16 protein-coding genes are annotated in these 26,419 nt (G+C 65.8%); 12 read left to right on the forward strand and 4 right to left on the reverse strand.

Translation table 11 applies throughout. The annotated features are described in order from the left end of the window. On the forward strand, positions 1-419 hold a 419-nt coding region (locus F561_RS0111360; protein WP_019010091.1), incomplete at its 5' end, for an EF-Tu C-terminal domain-related protein. Positions 420-787: 368 nt separating this feature from the next. Here the strand turns inward: F561_RS0111360 and F561_RS0111365 are convergent. Next, positions 788-1,051 (reverse strand): acylphosphatase, encoded by a 264-nt coding sequence (locus tag F561_RS0111365; RefSeq protein WP_019010092.1) that lies wholly within the window; start codon positions 1,049-1,051, stop codon positions 788-790. A 347-nt stretch (positions 1,052-1,398) separates the two neighbouring features. Here F561_RS0111365 and F561_RS0111370 point away from each other — a divergent pair, with 347 nt between their 5' ends. From F561_RS0111370 to F561_RS0111380, 3 genes are all read left to right on the forward strand, one after another. Then, on the forward strand, positions 1,399-12,450 hold the full coding sequence (locus F561_RS0111370) for a translocation/assembly module TamB domain-containing protein (RefSeq protein ID WP_019010093.1): 11,052 nt from the start codon (positions 1,399-1,401) through the stop codon (positions 12,448-12,450). A 167-nt stretch (positions 12,451-12,617) separates the two neighbouring features. After that, positions 12,618-13,625, forward strand: a complete 1,008-nt coding sequence (locus F561_RS0111375) for an alpha/beta hydrolase (protein ID WP_019010094.1) — start codon at positions 12,618-12,620, stop codon at positions 13,623-13,625. Between the two features lie 125 nt (positions 13,626-13,750). Continuing rightward, complete coding sequence (locus tag F561_RS0111380; RefSeq protein ID WP_019010095.1) at positions 13,751-14,818, forward strand: peptidase C39 family protein; 1,068 nt, start codon at positions 13,751-13,753, stop codon at positions 14,816-14,818. A 176-nt stretch (positions 14,819-14,994) separates the two neighbouring features. Here the strand turns inward: F561_RS0111380 and F561_RS0111385 are convergent, their stop codons facing one another. Continuing rightward, a complete protein-coding gene (locus tag F561_RS0111385) occupies positions 14,995-15,444 on the reverse strand; it encodes a hypothetical protein (RefSeq protein WP_019010096.1) in 450 nt (149 codons plus the stop codon). Between the two features lie 154 nt (positions 15,445-15,598). After that, positions 15,599-17,776, reverse strand: coding sequence for an ABC-F family ATP-binding cassette domain-containing protein (locus F561_RS0111390; protein WP_019010097.1), 2,178 nt, complete (start codon positions 17,774-17,776; stop codon positions 15,599-15,601). Positions 17,777-17,995: 219 nt separating this feature from the next. Between F561_RS0111390 and trhO the strand changes: the two genes are divergently transcribed. Then, positions 17,996-18,928 (forward strand): oxygen-dependent tRNA uridine(34) hydroxylase TrhO, encoded by a 933-nt coding sequence (trhO, locus tag F561_RS0111395; RefSeq protein ID WP_040380515.1) that lies wholly within the window; start codon positions 17,996-17,998, stop codon positions 18,926-18,928. Between the two features lie 165 nt (positions 18,929-19,093). Here trhO and F561_RS0111400 read toward each other — a convergent pair whose 3' ends face one another. Then, the gene (locus F561_RS0111400; RefSeq protein ID WP_019010099.1) at positions 19,094-19,549 is read right to left on the reverse strand and encodes an Hsp20/alpha crystallin family protein; all 456 of its coding nucleotides are present in this window, start codon (positions 19,547-19,549) and stop codon (positions 19,094-19,096) included. A gap of 387 nt (positions 19,550-19,936) precedes the next feature. On the opposite strand from F561_RS0111400, the gene pyrR reads away from it, so the two are divergent. The 7 genes from pyrR to F561_RS0111430 all read left to right on the forward strand — a co-directional run bounded on the left by pyrR (position 19,937) and on the right by F561_RS0111430 (position 26,332). After that, positions 19,937-20,503 carry a bifunctional pyr operon transcriptional regulator/uracil phosphoribosyltransferase PyrR gene (gene pyrR, locus F561_RS0111405; protein ID WP_019010100.1) on the forward strand — a complete coding sequence of 189 codons (567 nt, stop codon included), beginning with the start codon at positions 19,937-19,939 and terminating at the stop codon, positions 20,501-20,503. Then, entirely contained in the window at positions 20,500-21,426 is a 927-nt protein-coding gene (locus tag F561_RS0111410; protein ID WP_019010101.1) for an aspartate carbamoyltransferase catalytic subunit, read from the forward strand. Before pyrR ends, F561_RS0111410 begins: the two co-directional genes overlap by 4 nt. 4 nt (positions 21,427-21,430) lie before the next feature. Further along, complete coding sequence (locus tag F561_RS28825) at positions 21,431-21,889, forward strand: hypothetical protein (RefSeq protein WP_157451809.1); 459 nt, start codon at positions 21,431-21,433, stop codon at positions 21,887-21,889. A gap of 17 nt (positions 21,890-21,906) precedes the next feature. Continuing rightward, a complete protein-coding gene (locus tag F561_RS0111415) occupies positions 21,907-23,172 on the forward strand; it encodes a dihydroorotase (RefSeq protein ID WP_026298831.1) in 1,266 nt (421 codons plus the stop codon). 299 nt (positions 23,173-23,471) lie between these two features. Next, on the forward strand, positions 23,472-24,659 hold the full coding sequence (locus F561_RS25305; protein ID WP_019010103.1) for an ATP phosphoribosyltransferase regulatory subunit: 1,188 nt from the start codon (positions 23,472-23,474) through the stop codon (positions 24,657-24,659). Further along, positions 24,656-25,303 carry an ATP phosphoribosyltransferase gene (hisG, locus tag F561_RS0111425; protein WP_019010104.1) on the forward strand — a complete coding sequence of 216 codons (648 nt, stop codon included), beginning with the start codon at positions 24,656-24,658 and terminating at the stop codon, positions 25,301-25,303. Before F561_RS25305 ends, hisG begins: the two co-directional genes overlap by 4 nt. 9 nt (positions 25,304-25,312) lie before the next feature. Further along, positions 25,313-26,332 (forward strand): phosphotransferase enzyme family protein, encoded by a 1,020-nt coding sequence (locus F561_RS0111430; protein WP_026298832.1) that lies wholly within the window; start codon positions 25,313-25,315, stop codon positions 26,330-26,332. Positions 26,333-26,419: the final 87 nt, after the last annotated feature.

The following is a 26,419-nucleotide window of genomic DNA, read 5'->3' on the forward strand; positions in this document are numbered from 1 at the left end:
TGACGGGAATCGAAATGCACCGCAAGTTGCTGGATTCGGGCATGGCGGGCGACAACGTGGGCGTGCTGCTGCGTGGCGTGGCGCGTGACGATGTCGAGCGTGGTCAGGTGCTGGCCAAGCCCGGCAGCATCAAGCCGCACACCAAGTTCGAAGCGAGCGTGTACATCCTGTCCAAGGACGAGGGTGGACGTCACAGCGCGTTCTTCGGGGGCTACCGTCCTCAGTTCTACTTCCGCACGACGGACGTGACGGGCGTGGTGGAACTGGCCGAAGGCGTGGAAATGGTGATGCCCGGCGATAACGTGACGTTTGTGGTCGAGCTGATCAAGCCCATCGCCATGGAAGAAGGCCTGCGCTTCGCCATCCGCGAAGGTGGCCGCACCGTCGGCGCTGGCGTCGTCGCCAAGGTCCTGGAGTAAGTTTCAACACAGCTCGGAACTCCTGAAATCAGGAGAAAAGGGAGAGAGGGCCGCTGCGCCTTCTCTCCCTTCTTTTGTCTGGCGGGGTATGTGGCTCTGTGCCGATCACTTCGGCGGCGTCGGGCTGGAGTTCGAGAAGGCTGCTGTTCTTTATTCTGCTTCTCCCCTTCTCCCCGACAACCAGTCGCCGGATTGAACAGAATGCCCAATGAATTCTGGACCGATTTTTGCTCTTCCACACGAACTCGACACAGTTCTCTGAACAGACATACCGGAACGCACCATGCTCAGGCCTCCATTCTCTAGCCTGCTGGGTGCTGTGCACCTACGCCGCCTGCTCAGAGAGACGATCTTTTTCGACAAATACTCTAATAGACGTGAAAATCCCTCAGCCCGGTTGCCTCGCTGTATTGGGTCTGAATTTCTCGCACTTTGGCATGAGGTGGCCCCCGGTGAAGCCAGTGCAGCAGGCGGTCCAGGTCGGCCTGCTCACCTTCTGCGATCACCTCGACCTGTCCATCGGTCAGGTTTTCGGCGTAGCCTTGAAGCTTGAGGTCGCGGGCGTATCGCTGCACGAAACGGCGGTAGCCCACGCCCTGAACGGTTCCAGTCACCAGAGCGGTCAGACGCATATGGGGAGCATGGTAGCGGGCGCGGGGTGGGGGCAAGTGTCAGTCAGCTTCCGCTCTGAGGCTCGCCCTGTCTGGTAGCCCCCCTGCCCTGTCTGATGGTCAGGTGAGGAACGCGGGGCTGACGTTCATGTGAGTGTGGATAGAATGATCGGAATGCCCGTTCCTGCCGTGCTTACCTCTTCCCTGCTCCTCGCTGCCCATCACGTGGGTGACGTGTGACAGACGGCCCCGAACCGCGCCCCTCTGACTCCGAATTGGCCGCACAACAGTCTGAAGAGGCAACCCCCATCCAGTCGCCACAACCAGACGAGCTGAAGTCAAATCGGCGGCGGCGCTGGCCGTGGGTCTTGCTGGCTGTGGCCCTGGTCGTTCTGGCCGTACTGACGTTGACGCCGCGCCTGCTGGGTGGGCTGATCCTGTCCCGCCTGGGAGCCGATCTTCAGGTGACAGCCGAGCAGATAGGCGGGCCGCTGTGGTCGCCCAATTTGTCGGGAGCCACAGTAAATTTGCCGGGGATAGAGGGCAAGGCAGGACAGGTCAGCGTGACGGTCGCAGGCGTAGATATAGGGTCGCGTACGGTCAAGCTAAATGTGGCCGCGCAGGACGCCACCGTCAATCTGAAATTACGGGAACTGTTGAAGGGCGGCGAGGGTGGAACGGGCGGCGGCTGGAAGGTGGTGTTGGGCGGGCTGGACGTCAAAAATTCTCGCGTGAATGTGGACGGCGAGGGTGCGAATATTCCAGACGGAGCCTTCCGCATAGAGCAGGGGCCGGGAGGTGCACTGGCCGTCAGGGGCCGAACCACCGAGGGCGAACTCAATGCCGACGTGCAGGTGTCGCAGGGCGCAGCAGGCAACATTTTCGGCATCGATCTGGATGCCGACGCACGGGTCCTGAACCACTACTGGCCGGGGGTGACGGCGGGCCGCATCACCGGGCGCTACGTGCTGAACGACGGCCCTCTCCGGGGTGATCTGAAGGTGACTGACGCCGCCCTACGCGTGCCGGGGGCCAAGTTCGTAACTGTGACGGGCGTGAACGGAACAGCCACTCACCGGGGGGACGACATCAATCTGCGCCTGAGCGGACGCGGATGGAACGGCCCCGTGAATGCCGTGGGCAACGTAGACCTGAAAGCGCAGAACTGGACGGTGACTGCCGACGCCGACCCCACCGTGGCTGGGCTGGCAGAGGCATTGGGCACAACTGGGACGGGCAATCTGAATCTACGCGTTACGGCAGGCGGCTGGAGTACCGTGCGCGTGAAGGCGTATGCGAAGGGTGCCGGTCAGGTGGCGGGCTTGCCTTTCCGCGACGCCAAGGTGGAATACACCCTGCTGACCGAAGACGGCAACCGTGCCGGACAAACCAACGACCTGGCCTTCAGCGTCAGGACGGCGCTGGCAGGGGATCAGGCCATCACCGGGCGTTGGGCGCTCGGACGAGCCGGAACGGCACAGGCGCGGGGCACGCTGGCTGGGCAGCCTCTCACGCTGGCCGCCAAGATCGACGCCGACAACAAGTTGACGCTGGGCGGCACTGCGCTGGGTGGCCCGGCACGCGGCACCTTCGACCTGAAGACACAGGCGCTGAACGCGGTCCTGAATCCCGAGGTGAGCGGCGTGGGGGCCAGGGTAGCCCTGACCGGCAAGCCTTCCGATTTGCGGGCTGCCATCAGCGGCGGCAAGGTGGGGCCATTTGAACTGGCAGGCACAGCGCGGTTGAATGCACAGGGCCTGACAGCTGACCTGACCAGTGGGCAGGCTGCGGCCAACGCGTCAGCAGGAACGCTGACCCTCGATCTCGACCGGGAATTCCGAGGCACCTGGAGCGCCCGCAACCTCAGCGGCGCGGGGATCACTCTGGGTGGTAACGGGAAACTGGACGCCACGGGCGGCGACCTCACGGGCACGCTCACGGCTGGCCTGCCCGGCCTGGCCGCCCCCCTGACCGGGCCGCTGAACCTGAATTACCTGAAGCAGCGCGGCACTTTCTCTAGCAACAATACGGCCTCCGGTGCGGCTTCCGGCCCCCAGCGCCTGACCTGGAACGGCGACACTTTCGGCCTGAGCGCCCGCAATCTGGCCGTGGTCGGCGGCGTGACCGTTAACGGGGACCTGAACGTGACCACCGCCCTGAAAGCCACCGGGAACCTGACCGCACGGGGCAACGGGTTCGATGTTACAGCTACGGCACGTGGTGACACCGCCAGCCTGCGCGGAGTGCTGGGAGCAGCAGGCAACCGCGTGACCGTGCTGGCCGATACGCAACTCTCGGCGGGATTTCTGACCACCGCCCGGATTGAGGGGGCAGACATCACGGGCACGGTCAGTGTGCAGGATGGCCTGCGTTTTTCTCTGACCACCGCCAACGCTTCCGGCAGGCGCGACACCGCACGCGGCGTGATCGACGGTTCCAACTGGGACGCGTCGGGCCGGGTGAATCTGGCCGCCCTGCGTCCGCTGCTGCCCGCCCTGACCGAGCAACGACTGGACGGTACGCTGGATCTGGCCCTGGCCGGACTGGGCGGCACGGCCCGCATCAATGCTTCGGCAGCGGGCGCAGGCGTATCGGGTACTCTGCAGCGCAACGGGCAACAGGCGCGGCAGCCCATCACCGCCGACCTGAATGTGGTCTATACGAATGTGGCCGCGAGGCTGGCGGGCCGGGTCTTTCCTGATGTGCAGGTCAGCGGCAGCGGCACCTACCGAAATGGCACCGACACGCCGCAGACGCTGAACGCCGCTCTGGCAGGCGACTACGGCAACCTGAAAGCCAGCCTGACCGGGCGCACCGGATCGCTGTCGTTCAGCGGTGTAACCATTCCCGCGCAGACACTGAACCTGACCGGAAGCGTGACCCCCAACCTGACGGCAGCGGGCACCTGGGGCAACCTGAACGTGACCTACGACGCCCGCACCGGCCTTGCCCGCGTGACCGGACGGCAAACCCTGACGGCCTTCGGTCAGACCGGAACCGTACAGGGCCGCGCCACCTGGGGGCCAGGCAGCACCAACCAGACCTTCCGGGGAGCCGTGGAAGCCAGCGGCGTCCTCGACCAATATACGGTGGCGCTCAGTGGCCCCTGGAACAGCCTGAACGTGCGCCTGACCGATGGCGAGGGTCTGCGGGCCACCGGTACGGCCTCGCTGCCTTCGGGCCGATATGACGTGGACCTGCGCGGCCCCATCGCGGGCGGCACGGCGGCAGGTGGCCTTTATATAGACGGCAACGTGACCGGCACCGGCACCGAGCCTCGCGGCACCGTGAGCGTATTCGACGGAGCAGGCGGCAGCGCCCGCGTCACCCTGCGCGGATTCTCGGATCTGGATGTGCAGGCACGCGGCCTGACTCTGGGTGGGCAGCAGCTCTACGGCGACCTGAATGCCCGGAACAACGTGCTGAGCGGCACCATTGACGCTGGCCCCTTCCGCCTGACTGCTGCCGGGGGCCGAGTACGTGCGGTGGGTGAATTCGTAGGTCAGAGCGTCGTCGCCAGCGGCAAACTGACCCTGCCCGCCACAGTCTCCGACCTGAACGTACGGGTAGACGGGCCGTATCTGAGCGCCAATGCCACCGGGAGCGTGTCTGATCTGCGCGGTGCGGTGCGCCTGAATGCCCAGACCTTCGGCACCGCGCAGGCGAGGGTCAGCGTTCCGGCGCAGGTTTTCCCCCTCACCGCCTCGCTGACTGGAGCGCGGGCCAACATCGGCGGCCTGACCTTCTTGGGCGGAGACTGGAGCGGCGCGGCGAACCTGCGCTACGTGCTGGGCACTGCGGCTGGAAGCACGCCCGGCCAACTCCGTCTGGAAGGCAATGGGGCGCAACTGCTGGCCCTGCCGTCCGGCCCCGTGGCAGGCCGCGTGAGTGTGCTGCCCACCATTGGCGGCACACTCAGCGCCGACCTCTCCCCTGCCCTGCCCTTTTTGCCGGAAGCCGTGCGGAAGGAATTCGTGCCCGGCAGGCTCGTGGCCCAGATTTCGGCCACGGGCGCGGCCCTGAGCACCACTGGAACGCGTTACCTCAATGACCCCTTGAGCCTCACGGCGCAGGTGGGCTGGAAGAACGGCGTCACCGCTTCCGGCACGCTGACCCATCCGGGGTCGCGCCTTCCGCTGCGCTATGACGGACGCGACCTGAGCATCGACGCAGCCGTATTGAATGCCCGAACGCTGCAACCCGTCTTGAAGGGTCTGACCGGAACCCTGACCGCCAGCCTGACCGTCCCCGAGCTGGATTTCGAGCAGGCCAACGGGCGGGCGCGGGTGAATCTGGCGCTGGGAGGCGAGCGGGCAGAGGGTCTGGTATCGCTGCGGCGCGGGCAGGTGGGCGCAGACCTGACCAGTACACTGGCGGGCCTGAACCTGCGGGTGCGTGGGCCGCTGTATCCCCAGGCCGACGCCGTGCTGAACGTGGACGGCGTGCAGGGAACCCTGACCGGCGATGCGGCCAAGACCCTGAACCTGCGGGCAAAGGGCGAATATGAGGGCCAAGCCGTTGATCTGACGGCCACCGCGACCGACCTCACCCGCAGGGGCCAGATTCAGTTGACAGGCAATGTGGCAGGCCAGAGCATCCGGGCCAGCGGCAACCTCGTTTCGGGCGTGTTGTCGGGCCTGAATCTGCGGGTCAGTGGGCCGTACCTGAGTGCCGACGCCAGCGGCGACCTGTTGGGTCTGCGCGGTACGGTGCGCCTGAAGGCCCAGACCTTCGGACCAGCCCAGGCGAGGGTCAGCCTTCCGGCTCAGACGTTGCCCCTGACGGCGTCGGTGAGTACCGGGCGTGTGAACGTGGGCGGCCTCGGCTATGCAGGCGGCCAGTGGAGCGGCGCGGCGAACCTGCGCTACGCCCTCGCCACCACGCCCGGAACACTGCAACTCGTGGGCAGTGGGGCGCAACTGTTAGCCCTGCCATCCGGCCCCGTGGCAGGCCGCGTGACGGTGCTGCCCACCATCGGCGGCACCCTCAGCGCCGACCTCGCGCCAGCCCTGCCCTTCTTGCCGGAAGCCATACGCAAGGAATTCGTGCCCGGCAGACTCGTCGCGCAGATTTCGGCCACGGGCGCGGCCCTGACCAACGAGGGCACACAATACGTGGGGCAACCGCTCGGTCTTACAGCAAAGGTCAACTGGAAGAACAGCGTCACGGCTTCGGGCACGCTGACCCATCCGGGGTCGCGCATTCCGGTGCGCTACGACGGCCAGACCCTGACCCTGGACAGAGCTGTGCTGGATGCTCGCGCCCTACAACCGCTCCTCAGCGGCGTAACTGGCACCCTGACCGCCAGCCTGACCGTGCCCGAGCTTGATTTCGAGCAGGCCAGCGGGCGGGCGCAGATCAATCTGGCCTTGCAGGATCAGCGGGCAGTGGGCGCAGTGACCGTGCAGCGTGGGCAACTGGGCGCAGACCTGACGAGTACGCTGGCGGGCCTGGAAGTGCGGGTACGCGGGCCACTGTACCCGCAGGCCGACGCTGTGCTGAACGTGGACGGCGTGCAGGGCACCCTGACCGGAAGCGCTGCCGATACCCTGAATCTGCGGGCAGCGGGCGTGTACCAGGGCCGAAACCTGAACCTGACGGCGGTGGCCATGAATCTGACGACCAGAGCAGCCTCGGCACAGTTGACCGGAAACGTCTCGGGCGCGGCAGTGAACCTGACACTGAAGCAGGCAGCGGGCCTCTGGAGGGCGGCGGGCAGCCTGAACGTGCCCGACCTCCGAACCCTGACGGCCAGCAACGGTGCAGGCGGCACAGCGGGCAATCTCAGCGCCACCATTGGCGGCACGCTGGACAATCTGACGCTGAACGCGGCGGGCATGGCAGCGGGTGTGCGCTTTACGGCTCCGGCCAGCTACCGGAGCGGGGTGCTGCGGCTGGCAAATGCAGTCGCCACACTGCCCGATCTGGTCAGCGTGCGGGCCAGCGGCCCCGTCTTTCCCACGTTGGGCCTGAGCGCCAAAGCCACGCTGGAAGACTACCTGCCGGGAACCTACACGGTGCAGGCCACGGGCAGCCTCTCCAAACCCAATGTGAACGCGCAGGGCAAGCTGCAAAACGCGCCCACCGGACTTCAGGCAGAGGGCAGCCGCGTCACCGCCCGCCTGCTGGGGCAGGATTACCGCCTGACCTTCGTGGGCGAGCCGCTGGCCGGATTCGTGCGCGGACAACTGGGCGCGGAGATTCAGGGCCAGTCCACACCGGGCGGCCTGCTGGATTCCCGACTGGCGCTGAACACCACGTATCTGGGCAGAGATGGCCTGCGTGTGGCGCTGAATGGAGCAACCGGCTGGAATGCCCGCCGGGGCTGGCTGGGCACGTTGCAGGCACGCGGCCCACTGAATACCTCAAGCGACCTGAACGCCACCCTGAACGGCTCTGGCCCGCTGAATCTGGCCGCCACGCTCCGCACGCCCTTCAATGGGCAGCCGCGCAGCGCCCGCGTGACCGGAACCCTGCCTGCCGACCTGCCCCGGCGGCCCGGCGGCACGCTGGAGCTGGCCGCGCTGGATGTGGGCGCACTCTGGGGCCGCGCCGGACAACTGGCCCTGACCGGGCAGGCCACACTGGGCGGCGGAACTTGGAACAAACTGGCCGCGCAGTTCGCAGGCCGCGTCGAAGACAGTGCAGGCGAACTCACAGGTGATCTGGGAGCCACCTACCGCGCCGGAGACGTGTCGGTGCGGCTGGCTGGCCCCCGCGTGTCGGGCGGCGCGGTGCTGGTGGGCGGGAAGTACGACCTGACCCTGCGGGCCGAACCCCTGCGGCTGGCCCGCCTCCTGCCCGTCAATCTGAACATGGACGCCCTCACCTTCGGCGGCACGGTCACAGCGGCGGGCAGCCTGGCGGGCGGGCCGTCCAAGGTCACGCTGCGGAACCTGGCTCTGAAGGGCGAGCAGGGCGGCATTCGCGGCAGCGGCATCGGGCCGTTCAGCCTGTACGGAAGTGCCTCCTATGTCTGGCAACCCGGCGGCCAGAATGTGCTGGAAGCTGCGCTGGACGGCAGTTTGCGCGGCGGAGTCTTGCAGGCGCGGGGCCAGTTGCCTGCGGGCGTGCAGGTCACAGCGCGGAACATCGATGCCCGCACGCTGGGCGCAGGGGTACTGGGCGCAGCTCTGAAGCTCAGCGGTGACCTGACCAACCCGGCGGTCTCGGGGCAGATCAGTACGCTGGCCGACGCCTTCAGTGCCCGCGTGATCCTGTCGGGCCGCGCCCTGAGCCTGAAGGCCAATGCGCGGGCCGACCTGAAGGGCAGCGCCGCAGGCACGCTGTACGCCGAAGCTTCAGGCCTGAACCTGACGGCGGGCGCGGCAGGGCTGGAAGGGGTGCGGGCGCGGGTCTACGGCAATGCCAGCAGCGGCCAGACCTCGGCCAGGCTGGACCTGAACGGCGTGTGGCCCGCACTGGCCGGAACCGTGAACGCCACCGTGGGAGGGATCAGCGTAGGCGGCGTCGCGCAGCCCCTCACCCTGACCGGAGACGGGCGCGGCGGCTACGCCCTGAACAGCGGCGAACTGGGGGCCGGAACCGTCACACTGACGCGCACGCAGGGGCTGATTCCGGCCCTGGCAGGCACGCTACGCCTGACGCCCTTGCCACTGGTGGGCGGTACGGGCACAGCCACCGCCGATGTCACGTTGGGCGGCACCCTGACTGCTCCCACACTGGCCGCCACCCTCAGTACCCGCGCCGCCACCCTCAGCGGCGTCACGCTGGCCGATACCACCGGAAGTTTTTCGGGCACGCTGTCCAACCTGAGCGGCACGCTGGCTCAGGCTGGGGCAACTGTAGCCACTCTGAATGGGCAAACTGTGAACCTGACGGGCCTGACTGCCTCTGTGGCCGGAGCCAGCGTGAAGGCCACGGGTACGGCGGCCCTGAACGGAACCGCCGACCTGAATCTGGTCAGCAGCGGCGCACTGGAAGGCAACCTGAAGGCCACCTACCGCGCCCGCGCCCTCTCGCTGGACGGCACACTGGCCGCGCAGGGTGTGACGGCGGCGCTGAATCTGGATGCCGACCCCTTTACAGGCTGGCACGGCACGGCCCGCCTGAGCGGTGGCCCCGCCGGAGTGCTGACTCAACCTGCCAACCTGACCCTCAGCGGCCCGTTCGCCCACCCGCTTGCTACCGGAGACGCCGGACTGCTGGGCGCGGGCGCACGAATTGTCGCCAGCAGCACGGGCGTGCAGGTGCGCCTCGTCAACGGCCCCGGAGCCACGGCCAACGGCGCAGTCGAGGTGCGGCCCGACGCCGCTGGCGAGTGGAAATGGCTGGGAGCCACCAGCCTGACCCGCCCCGAACTGAGCCTGAGCGTGACCCCCTCCGGCCCTCTGACCGACCCCAACCTGCTGCTCAGCGTGCGCCGGGGCGAGTGGCGGGCCAGCGGCACAGCCAGCCTGCGGGCCGCCGACCTGAACATCAGCGACGGCCTGAAGGATGGCCGCATCACCTGGACAGACCAGACCGTGCGGGCCGACCTGCCGGGTCTGGACCTCTCGCGCCTCGGCATCAGGCTGGGCGCGGCGGGCGGCGCAGGCGATACGGCACTCACGGGCCGCGTGACCGCGCAGGGGGCCGTCAACACCGGTACCCGAAACGGCCAACTGACGCTGAACATTCAGGACGTGAATACCGATTACGAACTTCCTTACCTCGGCCTGAAGGTGAACGGCGACCTGGCTGCCACTGTTGATCTGATCGCCGGGCGGCCCACCGTGCAGGCCAGCGCCACCCTGCCCGCCGGAACCCTGACCCTGAATGCCCAACAAACCTCCACCTCCTGGACAGGCCGACTGACCGGATCGTTGGCCGAGGACGGCGGCCAGTTGGCCCTGAACGTGGGCGCTGACGCGGCGGGCCTGACCGGAAACGTGACCCTCACGCGCTTTCCTCTCTCGGGTGCAGGCCAGAGCGTGCGGGTAGACGGAACGGTGGCGCTGGGCGGTCAGACCTTCAATGCCAACCTGACCGCCGCCAACGAGATGGGAGAGGCCCGCGTGATCGGTTCGGGCGGGCTGGCCGACGTGGTACCCGCGCTGAGCAGCGTGCTGGCCGTGCGGCCCACCGAGGAGGGCTACAACCTGCGGGCCACACTGGACGCCGTGGAACTGCGTGAACTGAACATTGCCCCCGCCCTGTCGGGCCGAGTCAGCGGGGAGGCCAATATCAATGACGGCGGCGGCACCTTCGTGGTCCGCAGCGCGGGCCTGACGCTGGGGCCAAAAACCCTGCCCGCCCGTATAGAAGGCACGCAGATCGGCGGCGACTGGCGAATTCGCGGTTTCCTGGGCGAATCCGACCTGTTCGGCGGCCTCAGCGGGGGCGAACTGTTCGGTCAGGTGACGCTGAAATCCTTCCCGGTGGGCGCAGTCGTGGGCGCACTGGTCGGAGACAGCCCCGGCGAAGGCATCGTAACCGGCGTGGCCCGCTTCCGGGTTCCGGTGGCCGACCCGTTGGCAGGCAGCGCCACCGTGGTGGCCGAACGAATCCGCGTGAGCGCCAGCAGCGGCGAGGGCGCAACCCGCGTCACCGAAACGCTGCTGGGTTCCGGCACGCTGGACTACGCGGCGCGGGAACTGCGGAACGTGAATATTCAGCTGGCCGGGGCCGGAACCTGGGATGTGCGCGGGGCCTTCAGCCGCTCGAACGTGGGCCTGACCGCGCAATTTACCAACACGACCTTTACCCCGGTGCTGGTGCTGGTGCCTGCCATCGCTGACCTTGACCCCAGCCTGAAAGGAACCCTGACCCTCACGGTGGCCGGAACCTACGACCGCCCACGCGGACAGGTGCGGGCCAGCAACCTGAGCGGCACTCTAGCGGGCCTGAGCCTGCAAGTGCCCACGCTGTCCGGTGATCTGCCTGATTCGGGCGCATTCACGGCCACCGGGCGCGTGCTGACCGGCGGTGTGGTGGGCAGTGACGGCACGCTGAACGCCAGCGGCCAACTGACTGTGGGCGACCTGAGCGCCACCCGCGTGCGCTTTGAAGGGCTGCTGGCTCCCCAGGCGCTCGGTGCGCTGCCCAACACCACCGTGACGCTGGCGCAGGCGACCACAGGCTGGACACTGGATGCCCAGAGCCGCAGCACCAACCCCGCGACCGGAGCCGGAAGCCTGAGTCTGACCGGGCAGATCGCGCCGCGCTGGGATCTGGCCCTGACCGCCCGCAATTACAACCTGCCGCTGGCCGTGATCTATGCCCGCGAAAGTGCGCTGAATGCCGACCTGCGGGCCGTGGACGACGGTTCACTGATCCGGGTCAGTGGGGCCGCCGACTTCCTGCGCCTGACCCTGGGACGTGTGGGAGCCACGACCACCATTCCTGCACCGGGCCAGAGCAGCACTGGTGGCAGCAGCGGCACCGGGCGCACCACCGACAGCTACGCCACGCCCCTGCCCGACATCTACTCCACCTTCCCGGAACCGGGCCGCGACCCCAACGCGCCCGCACCGGCCCGGCCCTTCCTGCAACGGCTGGTGCTGGAAGACATCCCGGTTCGCGCCCCCAACGGCATCCGGGTAGATGAGGCCCTGGCCCGCGCCGAATTTGGCGGGGCGCTGGTGGTGTCGGGCACGGGTGCACAGCCGCGCATCACGGGTGACATCACCTCTCAGCGGGGCAGCATCTTCCTGCGCGAAAACGAATTCGCCATCCAGAGCGGTCTGGTGAGCTTCAACGGCCAGAGCCTCTACCCGACCTTTGCCATCGTGGCAAGCGGCACGGTGCAGGCCAGCACCACCGGTCAGCGCGTCCCTGTCACGCTGGACGTGAAGGGCGAGTTCCGAACTCTTGCCGATGGAGCCAATACCCTCGATCTGACCACCGCCCTGCGCTGCACAGCCACTGCCGGAGCTTCCGGCGGCACGGCCAGCAGCGACTGCACCGACCCCAGCACCACACAGGCCTACAGCGAGGCGCAGCTCTACGCGCTGGTTGCTACAGGCGTGCCCAATCTGGAAACGCTGCCCGGCAACCTGACCGCGCTGGGGGCCAGCGCCCTGCAAACCGCGCTGAATATCTTCGTGCTGGGCGAAATCGAGCGCAACGTGGCCCGCGCCCTCGGCCTGGACGTGTTCCGCCTGACACCCAATCTCTCTACGGCAGACGGCAGCATCGGCGCGACCATCACGCTGGGATCGTACCTGACCCGCGACCTGTATCTGCAGTACCAGATCGACCTGACGGGCGCGGGCCTGATCGACGCCACCTATTCCACGCCCGACAAGCGGTTCACCTTCAAGGTCAGCACGCCGCTCAACGGTCTGGACCTGCAAAGCGTGCGCCCCAGTTTCAGCGCCGCCTACAACGTCAACGACCGCGCCAGCGTGAGTGTGGGCGTGCAGAACAACCCCGAAAGCACCAAATTGAGATTCGGGGTGACCTACCGGATTCGGTAAAGAAGAAAGTAGGACGGCATTCCCTCACCACTCAAGCCGTTTTGCAAAGAGTCGCCCGAAAGGTTATTACCTGGGCGGCTCTCTTCGTTGTTTCCGCACGCACTCACCACAGGGCAGCTTGTGGCTGTCAGATCCCGTGTTCGTCAGATGCCGCTAGACTCCCCTGTATGGCTGTTTCTGTTGCAGGTTCTCAGGTCACTTTTTCGGCTCCAGCGGGGGCAACGGCACTGGTGGGAGACTTCACCGATTGGCGCAAACGCCCCGCGCTGCCCGTGGCGGCGGGTCAGTCCATCACGCTGAGTCTGCCGCGTGGTGCGTGGGTGGAATACGCATGGCTGGACGAGGCGGGCAAACCCTTTGCCGACCCCGACAACGCCCAGAAATCTCTGAATCCCTGGTGGCCCTACCCGCGTGCGGTGGTGGTGGGCCAGTACGCGCAGCACCCACTCTGGGCCGCACCGGAGGCCACCCAAAAGGGCACGGCGCACCGCCTGACCTGGGAAGGCACGGTGTTTCCCGGCACGCGCCGCGCCATCGTCTACACGCCGCACGGCTATCGTCACTCGCAGGCCGTGCCCATTTATTACGTGCAGGACGGCGTGGCCTTTTACCGCACCGGCAAACTGGGCGAGGTGATGGACCGGGCGGTGGAGGCTGGCCTGGCAGCGGGCGCGGTGCTGGTGTTCGTGGAACCGGGCGACCGCAGCGCCGAATACTACCTGAATGACCGCTATCTGGACTTCCTGAAATCCGAGGTGTTTCCACGTGTGGAAGGCCCGTTGGCGACTCCCTCGGAGCGGGGATTGTGGGGCGCGAGCCTTGGCGGGCTGATCAGCCTGCATCTGGGCGCGGCCCACCCCGAACTGTTCTCGCGTGTGGTCAGCCATAGCGGGGCCTTTATTGCGCGGCCCGGAGCCGAAAAAGACGGCATCATAGACACCACCACCGCCGGAGAATGGCTGCGCGAACGCCTGAGCGCTTCTCCGCCCACCCACCTCAAAACCAGTCTGGATACTGGCGTTCTGGAATGGCTGGCCGCCCCGAACCGCCGCATGGCCGCCCTGTTTGCCGACGCCGAATTGCCCCATCAGTACCGCGAATATGCCAGCGGCCACAACTGGGTGACGTGGCGGGCAGCGCTGCCGGAGGCGTTTCTGTATATGCAGGGGGGGTAAAACGTCAGTGGTGAGTGGGGAGTAGTCAGTGGAAAAAGATGGAAGGGCAAAAGATTAGTTCCTCACCAGCCCAGAGCCATCCAACTCACCCGCCGCACCCCGGCCACGCGGCATAGTCAGAGCCGATGCGTATTCCCATTCTCCTTTCTTACCTGCTGCTGGGCAGCGCGGGGGCTTTGACCATGATGAATCCGGCTTCGACCACCACCCTTCACGAGCGGGCGCAGGACTGGGCAGGCGCGGAACAGCGCGGCATAGAGGTGCGCGGGCAAACGCTGACGCTGGCCGCAGGCATGAGCAGCGGCACCCTGACCGGGCAGCCGATCAAGGTGGCCGCCTTCGACGAACTCGTACCCTCCTGGAACAGCAGCACGGGAGCCGCAGGCAGCGTGACCGTAGAAGTGCGGGCACAAACGGGCACGGCCTGGACGCGCTGGTTTTCGTTCGGCACCTGGAGCAGCGCCGAGGGGCGGGCCAGTCTGAACGGGCAGAAGGACGGCACAGGCCAGATTCTGACCGATACCCTGCGCCTGAGTACCAAAGCCACGACCTACCAATACCGCGTGACCCTGCGCGGAGCAGGAACCAGCGTGCGTCTGCTGGCCTTCAATACCTCCGACCGGGCCAAGCGGGCCGCCGGACTGGGGCAGCTCAGCGACAAGACAGCGTGGGGCAAAGTGACCGACGTGCCGCAGCGCTCGCAGATGCTGTACCCGGACGGCGGCGAGAACTGGTGCAGCCCCACGAGTACCTCCATGATTCTGGCGCTGTACGGCGTGAATGTGCCCGTGCCCACCGCCGCCAGGGGCATGTTTGACCGCGTGTATGAGGGCACGGGCAACTGGCCCTTCAATACTGCCTACGCCGCAGAACAGGGCATGCGGGCCTTCGTGACGCGTCTGCCGAGCCTCGCCGCCGCCGAGCGCTACACGGGCGCGGGCCTGCCGCTGGCCGTCAGTCTGGGCTGGAAGGCGGGCGAGTTGCCTGGTGCACCGATTCCCAGCAGCCAGGGTCACCTGATGGTGCTGGTCGGTTTTGACGCCAAGGGTAACCCCGTGCTGAACGACCCCGCCGCCCCCACCGACGCGGGCGTGCGCCGCACCTACCCCCGAGCCGCCTTTGAAAAGCTGTGGCTGACGCATTCGGGCGGCCTGAGTTATGTGATCGCGCCGCAGGGGGCCGCGTTGCCCTGAGGGCAGAACGAAGGGAAAGCAGGGATCATAGATTGTGGATCGTGGGAAAAGCGGAAGGCCAGTCGGAATGAATCGACTGGCCTTCCGTTTAGGGTTGTTGTGGATGAAACGGGATTCTAAGTCTAGCTGCCGAAACCTGTACAGCTTTTAACCACACTCCACGTTCCAGCCCTGTTTTACCGACTGATGCTGGCGCGGGGTTCCAGTGCGTAGAACGACACCAGAGCCACCAGCGTGCCCACCCAACCGGGAGCGCTGCCCAACGAGAGTTCAAAGTTGCGGCCCAGCACCGTGCTGCCCAGCTGACCGACGAGTTGATCGCCGTTTTGCTGCGCCACCACGTTCCAGCCCACGATGGGTTCACCCATGTAGCCGGTTACGCGGTCTACGCCGCGCAGCGTGAGTTTCTGCGAGCCGACGTTGCCTTTCAGTTCGCCGTCCTGCAACTCGATCTTGAACGGGTCTGCGCCGACAGTGCCCTGTACGCCGCGTTCCGTGATTTCGAGGTCGATGTCTTTGCCGTGGAGCTTGCCACCTGCGCGGCCTGTGATGCGGTCACCGTCGATGACGCAGCGGATGTCGTATCCGTCTGCGCCGCCCAGACGACCCTTGATGAGATCTTCCATGCGGCGAAGTATAGCGGGGCCGGACGTGTTAAGGATGCGGGTTATCCGACCACCGCTCAGATACAGACGATTCTCCCAGCCAGGGCCACCGTTCTGGACGCATCAGAGGGCACTTTTGACTGGGTACTTTCAGAGGCCAACAAATCTGGCTGGATCAGGTAGGTACAGGCTCTGGCCGAGGCTGTTTGCCCCCACTGACCAGGCCCAACCGCTCGAAGTAGGCGCGGCGGGTCAGCAGCGGGCCGCCCTCACCCAGCCGCACCCGGCCCACATTCCAGCGCTCGAACAGGATTCGGAGGGAGGCTCCCAGCAGCGCCGCGCCGTACCACGCAGGCACGTCGGTGGCCGACACGCTCCAGCGCAGGCATTCACCGTCCCAGGCCAGATGCGGGCAGGTCTCATCGTGCGCCGCCCAGAACATGCCGCCTCGCCTCAGGGGTTCGTCTTCCTCTGGCCCCCATTCCCCCAATTTCTGGCCCCGCACCGTCAGCGGCGGTTCGCGCACCTGCACGTCGTAGTTGGGTGCGGCAAAGGCTTCGGCGTACAGGTCGTACAGATGGTGCTGCAAGGTATGCGTTTGCGCCCGCAGCCGCGCTTCTTCCCGGCCAGTCAGTGCGCCCGTGGCATTCAGGCTGGCGCGGGCCTCCAGAAGCTGGTTTTCTACAGCCACCAAGCGCTGCCGGGGCGTGGGCAGGGGCGGCGGGGGTGGCGGATCGCCCGTCAGCGAGCGGGCCGGGTCGAGGTACTCGCTGCCCTTCCAGCCGGAAGACGCCCAGCCTGTGACCTCGCGCAGAGCCGCGTCCTCGATGACCCACAGCCGATTGGCGACCTCGCGGGCAAAGCGGCGGTCATGCGTGACGATCACGACTGCGCCGCCGTACGCCTGTACCGCCACTTCCAGAGCTTGCAGGGCTTCCACGTCCAGATGGTTGGTGGGTTCGTCCAGCAGCAGCAGATCGGCCCGCAGACTGCTGACCAGCGCCAGCCCCGCTCGCGCCCGCTCGCCGCCCGACAGCACTTCGGGCAATTTGGGCCAGTCAGCAGCCGTAAAGCCCGCGCCACCCAGCAGGGCTTTGGCCCGCCCGCCAAAGCGCCGCTCGAACTGGGCACGCAGGCCCTCGCCGGGGTTCAGGCCGTGCCAGAGTTGATCCAGATAAGCCACCGATACGCCGCCCGCCACGCGCAATACAGGTTCCGGCTGGCCCAAACGGGGCGGGTCGGCGTGCAGGATTCCGGCCAGCAGCCCCAGCAGGGTGCTTTTGCCCGTGCCGTTGGCTCCCATCAGGGCCACACGGTCTCCCTGACGCAGCTTGAAGGCGGCTTCCCGCAAAATTGGATGATTGGCGGGATGCTCCGCATAGGTTTTATTCAGGTGCTCACCCCAGGCCACCAGCGGGGCGCGGGCACTTCCGGCCAGCAGACGCATTCGGAGCTGGCGTTCGGGCAGCGGCGCTTCGGCCAGAGGCAGGCGCTGGGCACGGTTTTTGAGGGGGCGGGAGCGGCGGCCCCATACGTACAGCCGTTCGGCGCTGCCCTCCAGACGGGCGGCTTCCTGCTGGCCCAGACGGGCGGCGCGGGTCTGGGTGCGGCGTTCCAGTTCGCGCTGGGCCTGGGCGCGGGAATAGCCGCCAGCATATTCGCGGGCTTCTCCGGCCTCCAGCCACAGGCTGCGGCCCGCCACCGCGTCCAGAAAATCGCGGTCATGGCTGGTCAGGATCACGCCGCCGCCGAAGTCGCGCAGCCAGCCTTCCAGCCATTCGCGCATCCGAATATCGAGGTGGTTGGTGGGTTCGTCCAGCAGCAGCAGATCGGGTTCGCGGGCCAGCGCGAGGGCCAAGGCCAGCCGGGTACGCTCGCCGCCCGACAACGACGCCGCCTCTCGCCCCAGAAAGCGGGTAAGGTCGAGCACGCCCAGAATCCGGGCCATCCGCGAGGGCCAAGCGTAGGCCTGAAGATCGTCCAGACGGGCGTGCAGGGCCGTCCATGCGCTCAGGGTTTCGGGGTCGCCCAGATGGGCTTCCAGCGTCAGCAATTCGGTTTCCAGTTCGCGGTAAGGGTGCGCGGCGGCCACCAGATCGCGCACCCGTACGCCTTCCGCATAGGCATGATGCTGGGCCAACACCGCCACCCGCAGCCCCTCTGAGCGCCAGATCTCGCCCTCATCAGGGATCAGTTCTCCGGTCAGCACGCGCAGCAGCGAAGTTTTGCCCGCGCCGTTGCGCCCCAACAGCGCCACCCGCTCCCCCTCCTGCACATTCAAGCTGATGCCCGACAGCACCGACCGCTCTCCGAAAGCGAGAGAAATGGATTCGGCGGTGAGCAGCGTAGCCATGCAGCACAGAGGCTAGCAGAGCGGGGGCGGGGGCGAATGCGCCACAAGGCCCAGATGGGGTGTGGGAGGTGGGTTGTGGGGAGTAGGAAAAGAGTGGTGGCCGATTGGACTCACCTCCAGGCACGTACAGGCGGGCAGGCACAGAGAAGGCAGGCAGGCAAGAAACCCGTCAGCATCCGCATTTGCCCCGGCCTCTGACCGCCTATACTGCGGCCCGTGATGGCCGCGCCCGCCCCTGTAACTGCAACATCCCCGTCAGAGAACCACCCCGAAGCAAGCCCCGCTTGGGTCGTGGCGGCCCTCTACCAGTTCCGGGCCGTGCCCGACGCCGCCGCGCTGCGTGAGCATCTGCTGGAAATTGCCACGCGCCTGAACCTGTGCGGCACGCTGATCGTTGCGCCCGAGGGCATCAACGGCACTCTGGCCGGATCGCGGGAAGCGGTGACGCAGTGGCACGCGGCCCTGATCGCCGCCGGATTTACGGGCATGGAATACAAGGAATCGGCCAGCGCCGAGCAGCCCTTCAAACGCCTGAAAGTGCGGCTGAAGCGCGAAATTGTGACGATGGGCGTGCCCGTACTGCCTCCTGAAGAAGCGGGCCAATACGTGACGCCCGCCGAATGGAACGCCCTGCTGCAAGACCCCGATGTGCTGGTCATAGACACGCGTAACCGCTATGAGGTCAAGGCAGGCACCTTTCAGGGCGCGGTGAACCCTGAAATAGACAGCTTCCGCGAGTTTCCGGCGTGGGCCGAGGAGCAGTTGCGGGGGCAGGAGGGCAAAAAAATCGCCATGTTCTGCACGGGCGGTATCCGCTGCGAAAAAAGCACCAGCCTGCTGCGTCAGCGCGGCTTTACGGATGTGCTGCATTTGCAGGGCGGCATCCTCAAATATCTGGAAGAAGTGCCCGCCGACCAGAGCCGCTGGAACGGCGAATGCTTTGTTTTTGATGGCCGCGTGACCGTGGGGCACGGTCTGGAGGTCGGCGGGGGCGAACTGTGCCATAGCTGCGGCTGGCCCCTGACCGCGCAGGAAACCGGGCACGCCCACTTTGAACGCGGCGTGAGTTGCGAGCATTGCCACGCCCAGACCACCGACAAGCAAAAGGCCCAGTTTCGGGAGCGGCAACGGCAGGTGTACGAGCGGGAGTAAGACAACCCCCCAGTCGGCTTCGCCGCCAGCCCCCCTTAAGGGGAGCGCAAAAGATGTTGTGTCCTCCCATTAAGGGGGGGCGTTGCGCCAGCAACGGGGGGGTTCACTAATCCAACAAAAAAGCCCGCCCACACCGTTACAGATGTGAGCGGGCCTCGTCAGGGCTTATGCGCTGGGGGCGTCTACCGTCTTGGGCGTGTCCAGTTGCCCACCCGTGCGAACGGTTACGGTGCGCTTCTGGGCGGCTTCGCTGCGGGGCACTCGCAGGGTCAGGGTGCCGTTCTGGTAGTCGGCTTCCACTTTGGTCAGGTCGTACTTGGCGGGCACGCTGAAGGTGCGGGCCAGAATGCCGTGAGCACGTTCCACACGGTGAGCAGTGCGCCCCTCGCGGCGGTTGTATGTACGCTCGGCCTGCACGGTCAGGGTCTGGTTCTCGGCTTCGATCTGGATGGCGTCGGCCTGCACGCCGGGGAGGTCCAGAGTCAGTTCCAGCCCGGTTTCGTCTTCATGCACGTCTACTGGGGGGGCGAGGCGAGCCGGGGCGGTACTGGCCGCACCAAAAGCACGGTCCATGCGCTGGGTCAGTTCTTCGATGTCACGGAAGGGATCAAATCGCATCATTGCTCATACCTCCTGAAATTGGTCGCGCTGGCCGCTGCTTTCCCGGCCCCGCGCTGATGAGAATATAGTATTAGTTGAGTGCAGTTGTGTCAAGTTTAGTGCGGCTTTAGCAGAAGGTAATGTTTTTCAGAGGGTGGCGAGGCCGTGCCTCCCTGCCAAGCTGCTACACTCGCCTGCGGAAGCAAGGTCAACCCTGGCCTGATCCACTTAGAATCACAGTCACCTTTCTCAGCGATCCCGTGAGGTCGCGCCCGCCCCGTGAGGCAGGAGAGGAGTTCATATGAATGCCCACCCAAATGCACGCCATACATCTGTACCGACACGCCGACAGCCCGCGCTGGACGGCCTTTTTTTTGTGAATTCCAGTCCTGTTGAGGGGGCGGGCGCATGACGCCCAAAGCCACCATCCTGACCGCCGACGAGGTGCGCCGCGCTATGACGCGCATTGCCCATGAGATCGTGGAGCGCAACAAGGGCGCGGAGAATCTGGCCCTGATCGGCGTGCATACGCGGGGCATTCCGCTGGCCGCCCGCCTCGCCGCCAAGCTGGAAGAACTGGAGGGCGTCGCCATTCCCACCGGAATGCTAGACATCACCCTGTACCGCGATGACCTCTCCGAGATTTCTCATCAGCCCGTGATCCGTGAAACGCATGTGCCCTTCGATCTGGCCCGCCGCCGCGTGATTCTAGTGGACGACGTGCTGTACACGGGCCGCACGGTTCGCGCCGCGCTGGACGCCCTGATCGATCTGGGCCGCCCGGAAGGCATTCAGTTGGCCGTATTGGTCGACCGGGGCCACCGGGAACTCCCGATCCGTGCCGACTACGTGGGCAAAAATCTTCCCACCGCCAAATCGGAAGTGGTGAAGGTGAAGTTGCAGGAAACGGACGGCGTAGACCTTGTGGAACTGTGGGACCTGAACGGAATAGACAACGGGCAGGGTGACGTATGACCCCGCGCCCGCGCCATCTGCTGGACTTTGAAGGCTGGACCCTCGAACGCCTGACCGCCCTGCTGGACAACGCCGACACCATGAATCAGGTGCTGGAACGGCCCGTGAAGAAGGTTCCGGCGCTGCAAGGCCTGACCGTCTGCACGGCGTTTTTTGAGAATTCCACCCGCACCCGCATCAGCTTTGAACTGGCCGCCCGCCGCATGAGCGCCGATGTGGTCAGCTTTGCCGCCGGAAACAGCAGCGTCAGCAAGGGCGAGAGCCTGCGCGACACCATCGAGGTGCTGACTGCCTACAAGGTAGACGCCTATATCGTGCGCCACGCCGCCGCCGGGGCCGCGCATCTGGTGGCCCGCTACAGCGGCAAACCCGTGATCAACGCGGGCGATGGCCGCCGCGCCCACCCCACACAGGCCCTGCTGGACGCCTACACGGTGCGGCAGGAATTCGGCACGCTGGAAGGCAAAACGATTGCCATCATCGGGGATATTCGCCATTCGCGGGTGGCCCGTTCCAACGCCGAACTGCTCCCCAAACTGGGCGCAAAAGTCGTGCTGTGCGGCCCCGCCACGCTGCTCCCCGCTGATCTGGCCGCCCTGCCCGGAGTGACCCTGACCACCAACCCGCGTGAGGCGGTACGCGGCGCACACGCGGTCATGGCCCTGCGCCTGCAAAGCGAGCGCATGAGCGGCGGCTACCTCGGCAGTTTGCAGGAATACGCCGACACCTATCAGGTCAACGAGCGCCTTCTGGCAGAAGCCGAAGCGGGCGCCATCGTGCTGCATCCGGGGCCGATGAACCGTGATCTGGAAATCAGCGCCGATACCGCCGACAGCGAAAGAAGCCGCGTGCTGAAGCAGGTTGAAAACGGGCAAGCAGTGAGAATGAGCGTGCTGTATCACTTGCTGGTTGGGCGAGAATAAATTGATGGATCAAGAAATTCAAAAATTATCTGATCTGATTATTCAAATTTATAAGGAGGCAGAGCAGTCTTCCTTGATACATGCAGCTTCCTTGTATGGCCTACCTACTCAAGAATTCAGGGAAAGAAGAGTAGCTGCAAGCCATCATTCGATAATTTCTAGGACACAAATAGTTCATTTTCCTATCTTTTCAACTTCCATTCCAGAACTATTCACCAGTGACGACGCGGCGGCCATACATGCTCAATATCGCTCCATCTTCTCCGAATATCTGCTCATTTTTCAGAGCCAACTAGGTGTGCCTAATGCACTTACTTTAGATGAGAAACTCTGGGAGAACATAGAGCCTCAATTCAAAGAATCTGCTGAGTGGCAAGACCAAAACTACTTACTCAGTCTGACAATCTCAATTGACGGATTAGAACAAGCGTGCAGCATTTCGGCTTTGATCCAATCCTCGTAGAACCAATGGGAGGCCCCATGACCCTAACAATCCAAAATATCCGCCGACCCAATTCCGACTCGTTGGAATCCATCACCCTCGAGAATGGCCTGATCAAAGGCTGGAACCTGCCCGCTGAAGGCGAAATCATAGACGGCAACGGCGGCACGCTTGCGCCCGCGCTGATCGAGTTGCACGCGCATCTGCGGGAGCCGGGGCAGACCGAAAAAGAAGACCTCGCCTCGGGCCTCGCGGCGGCGGCGGCGGGCGGCTACGGCACGGTGGTGTCTATGCCCAACACGTCGCCGGTGGTGGATGACCCCGCCATCGTGCGCTCGCTGATCGAGAAGGCCAACCGACTGGGGTTTGCGCGGCTGCGGCCTGCGGCGGCCCTGACCAGAGGGCAGACGGGCGAAACGCTGGCCGAACTGACCTTTTTGCAGGAAGCGGGCGCGGCCATGTTCACCGACGATGGGCGCACCAACGAGGATGCGCGGGTGCTGCGGCTGGGGCTGGAATACGCCGGAAGCCTCGGCATGGTGGTCAGCGTGCATGCCGAAGATGCCAGTTTGCGGGCCGATGGCGTGATGAACGAGGGCACGGTCAGCGAGGCTCTGGGCCTGCCCGGAAACCCGGCGGCGGCAGAAGCGGCGCGGGTGGCGCGGGATATAGAAATCGTGGCGGGTTTACAGGCTCAGGGCCGTAGCGTGCGCCTGCATATCCAACATCTTTCCACGGCGCGGGCGCTGGATCTGGTGCGCGGAGCCAAACAGCGCGGCCTGCCCGTGACCTGCGAGGTCTGCCCCCACCACCTCACCCTCACCGACGAGGCGCTGCGTTCCTTCGATTCCATCTACAAGGTGGCCCCGCCCCTGCGAACTCAGGCCGACGCCGAATACCTGCTGGCCGGGTTAGAGGACGGCAGCGTGGACTGCATCGCCACCGACCACGCGCCCCACACCCGCGCCGAGAAGGAACGCGACCTGCTGACCGCGCCGTCTGGAATCGCCTACATAGAACTGGCCTTCCCGCTGATGTGGACGCGTTACGGCAAGCAACTGGGGCTGGAAAAACTGCTTGACCTGATGACGCAGGCCCCCGCCCGCGTGATGGGCTGGCCCGAACCCTCGCTGGAAGTGGGTGCACCCGCCGACCTGACCATATTTGATCTGAACACAGAGCGCACCGTGAACCCGGCTGAATTCAAGAGCAAAGCCAAATTCACGCCGTGGGCAGGCGAAACCCTGCGCGGCTGGCCCACGCTGACGCTGGTGGGCGGGCAGGTGGCGTACAGGCGGGCATAAAGCAGGAATGTTCAACACAGTGGAGGTGGGGAAATGGGCGCAGTAACAGCCCCTTCCCCGCCTCTTTCTTCTGAATCTCAGCCCAGTTTCTTAGACAGATTCCGGTTAAAAGCCCAACTGTGAGACTTTCAATCCGGCTTGCAAAGCCTTACGGGGCAGCTTTACAGGTCTGCTCCGCACCTATAGAGCTGCCCCAAAAAGCTACACAGGAGAGCGGGAGGGAAAAATACGGACTCCCTCGGTCCTCTCCTGCACAGCCTCCCACCCCACATCTACCCCCAGCCCGCTATCATGCGCCCGTGAGTTCTCCCGCCCGTTCTGCCCCACCCAGTCCTGCCCGCACCGCTGCCATTCCCGAAGGCACGCGGGATGTGTTGCCGCCCGAATGGGCACAGCGCGAGCATTTGCGGGCACGGCTCGTGGAGGTCTTCGGCGCTTGGGGCTACCGGGGCGTCGAACTTCCGGCCCTCGAATATGCCAGCGCCGAGCATCCGCAAGATGCGCGGGCCTTCAAGCTGATCGATTCGGGCGGGCAGGTGTTGGCCCTCCGCAGCGAATTCACCACTGCGATGGGGCGGCTGGTCAGGGCGCGTTTTCCGGCGGGGCCGTTCCCTTTGCGCCTGCAATACGGCGGGCGACTGTGGCTGCGGGCGCTGACCAGCGAGCTGGGGCGGTTGCGCGAGTTTTATCAGGTGGGCGTGGAGCTGATCGGCGTGGCAACGCCGCAGGCCGACGCCGAACTGCTGCATCTGGCGGCGGCGGCGCTGGATGCGGTGGGCGTTTCGGCTCAGTTGGAGGTGGGCTATCCGGGCTTCGTGGACGCCGTACTGGAAGACGCGGGACTGCACGGAGAGGCGCGGGACGCCCTGCACGACGCCATTGACCGCAAAAGTGGCGCGGATGTAGACCTGCTGGCGCGGCGCGGGGGCCTCAGCGCCGAGGTCACGCGTACGCTGCACGCCCTGACCGACCTGTACGGCGGCGCGGAAGTGCTGGACAGCGCCGAGGCCCTGGCCCGGGCCGGAGCAGGACAGGGAGCGCGGGCGCTGGAGGCCGTGGCGCACCTGCGAAACGTGGCGGCCCTGTACGGCGGCCCCCTGCTGTTTGATCTGGGCGTCAGTCGGCGGTACGGCTACTACACGGGCCTGACCTTCCGGGCCTATGCCGATGGCCTGAATCAGCCGGTGCTGGGCGGCGGACGCTACGCACTGGAAGGCGGATTGCCCGGTGCAGGCTTCGCGGTGGGGCTGGAACGCCTGACCGGAGTGCTGGCCCCCACCCTGCCGCCCGAACCCGAGGTGGTGCTGGCGCTGGATCTGGCCGGAGCAGCGTTGGCCCGCGCCTCGGGCCTCACAGCAGAATTGGCATGGACGGACGATGAAACAGAATTGCGGAAGTTCTGCGTGGCACGCGGCATTGCGCGGATGGTGCAGGGCGAAACCTTCACTGCTGTAGATAGTTTCGGTAGCAACGGGGTGGACGCATGACCCCCGCCGCTGCCCGCACCCCCGACCACCTGACGCTGGCTCTGCCCAAAGGCCGCATTCTGGAAGAAGCCCTGGAGCTGTTGGCCCGCGCTGGCCTGCCCCTGACCATGCCCGAGAAATCGCGTGCCCTGCGCCATGAATTCCCCGGAATCACCATTCTGGAGCTGCGAAATCAGGATGTGCCCGTATACGTGGACCTGGGTGTGGCCGATGCCGGAATCGTGGGCAAAGACGTGCTGATCGAATCGGGCCGCGCCGTCTATGAACCTGTGGATCTGCGTTTTGCCGCCTGCCGCCTCTCCCTGATCCGCGAAATCGGGGCCACCGGAACCATCGGGCGGGTGGGCACCAAGTACCCGCGTGCGGCCCGCGCCTACCTGAACGCGCAGGGCATCCCCGCCGAAATCGTAAAACTGAGCGGCAACATAGAACTGGCCGCCCTGACCGGACTGGCCGACGCTGTAATTGATCTGGTACAAACTGGCGGCACGCTGCGGGCCAACAATCTGGAAGAGGTGGACGTGCTGTTTGAATCCACCGCGAGGCTGGTCGTGAACCGGGCCGCCCTGAAATTGCGCCGGGAACGGCTGCGCCCCCTGATAGAACGGCTACGCGAACTGGTGGCCGCCGATCATCTGGTCTGACCCTCTGATATGAACTGGCAGACCGCCCTGAGCACCCTCACGCCCGATCTGGTGACAGCCGGAGCTGGGCGCTGGGGCGCGGGCGACGTGCGGCCCGTGAATCTGGGCTTCAATCATGTGTACTGGGGCAGCACGCCTGCCGGGGACATCGCCCTGCGCTTTACTCATTCCAGCCTCCGCAGCCCCGACGCCCTGCGCCCGCCGCTGGATTTCCTGCGCCATCTGCACGCGGCGGGCGCGGGCGTGTGCCCCCCGTTGCCCAGCCTCGCCGGAAACTGGATAGAAGCACTGCCAGAAGGCTTTCTGGTGACGGCGGTGGGGTGGATCAACGGTCCCCGCGTTTCCGAATTGCCGCCCACTCCCGCGCTGTACCGGGCATTTGGGCAGGCTATTGGCGAATTGCACGCGGCTGGGCGCAACTTCTGGCCCACACCCGGCACCCCGAACATGATCGACCCGGCCCTCCCCGGCATGTTTCCCTCATGGCGGTTTTTCTGGCACCGCGCCGCACCGCACGCCGCCAAACACGCTGATCTGGCCCGCCACCTTGCCCGCCTGACCTCGCTGGTCGATCAGTGGGGCGGCCCCGCCAACTGCTGGCCGAATGAGGAGGATTCCGAACCATTCCGGGGCGAGGGCTACGGCCTCACACACGGCGATCTGCGCCCCGGTAACGCCATCTGGGATGGTCAGCGGGTGGTCATCATCGATTTTGATGAACCCGTGTTCGGCCCACTGGCAACCGATCTGGCCCGCGCCCAACTGGAATTACCCGCCGACCTGCGGTCTACCCTGCTGCCCCACCTGATTGCCGGATACCGTCAACTCTGCCCGCTGACCCACGACTGGGAAACCCGCCTGCCCCTGCTCACCCAATGCCGTGCCGCCCTGATGGCCGCCTGGACACTGGACGGCGTAGACAGCGCGGCAGAAGTGGAAGCGTTGGCCGCTCCAACCCTCAGAGAAGATTCCGGTGCAGTAGTCAGTTTTGGGGCGCTGCTGGGGCTGCTAAATCGGGCGAAAGAGTAGGATCATCCACTCCTGCTGAGCACAACAACCCCCCCGTTGCTGGCGCAACGCCCCCCCTTAGAGGGGAGGAACAAAGACCACCACACC

It is taken from the genome of Deinococcus aquatilis DSM 23025, from assembly GCF_000378445.1.
Classification (GTDB): Bacteria; Deinococcota; Deinococci; order Deinococcales; family Deinococcaceae; genus Deinococcus; species Deinococcus aquatilis.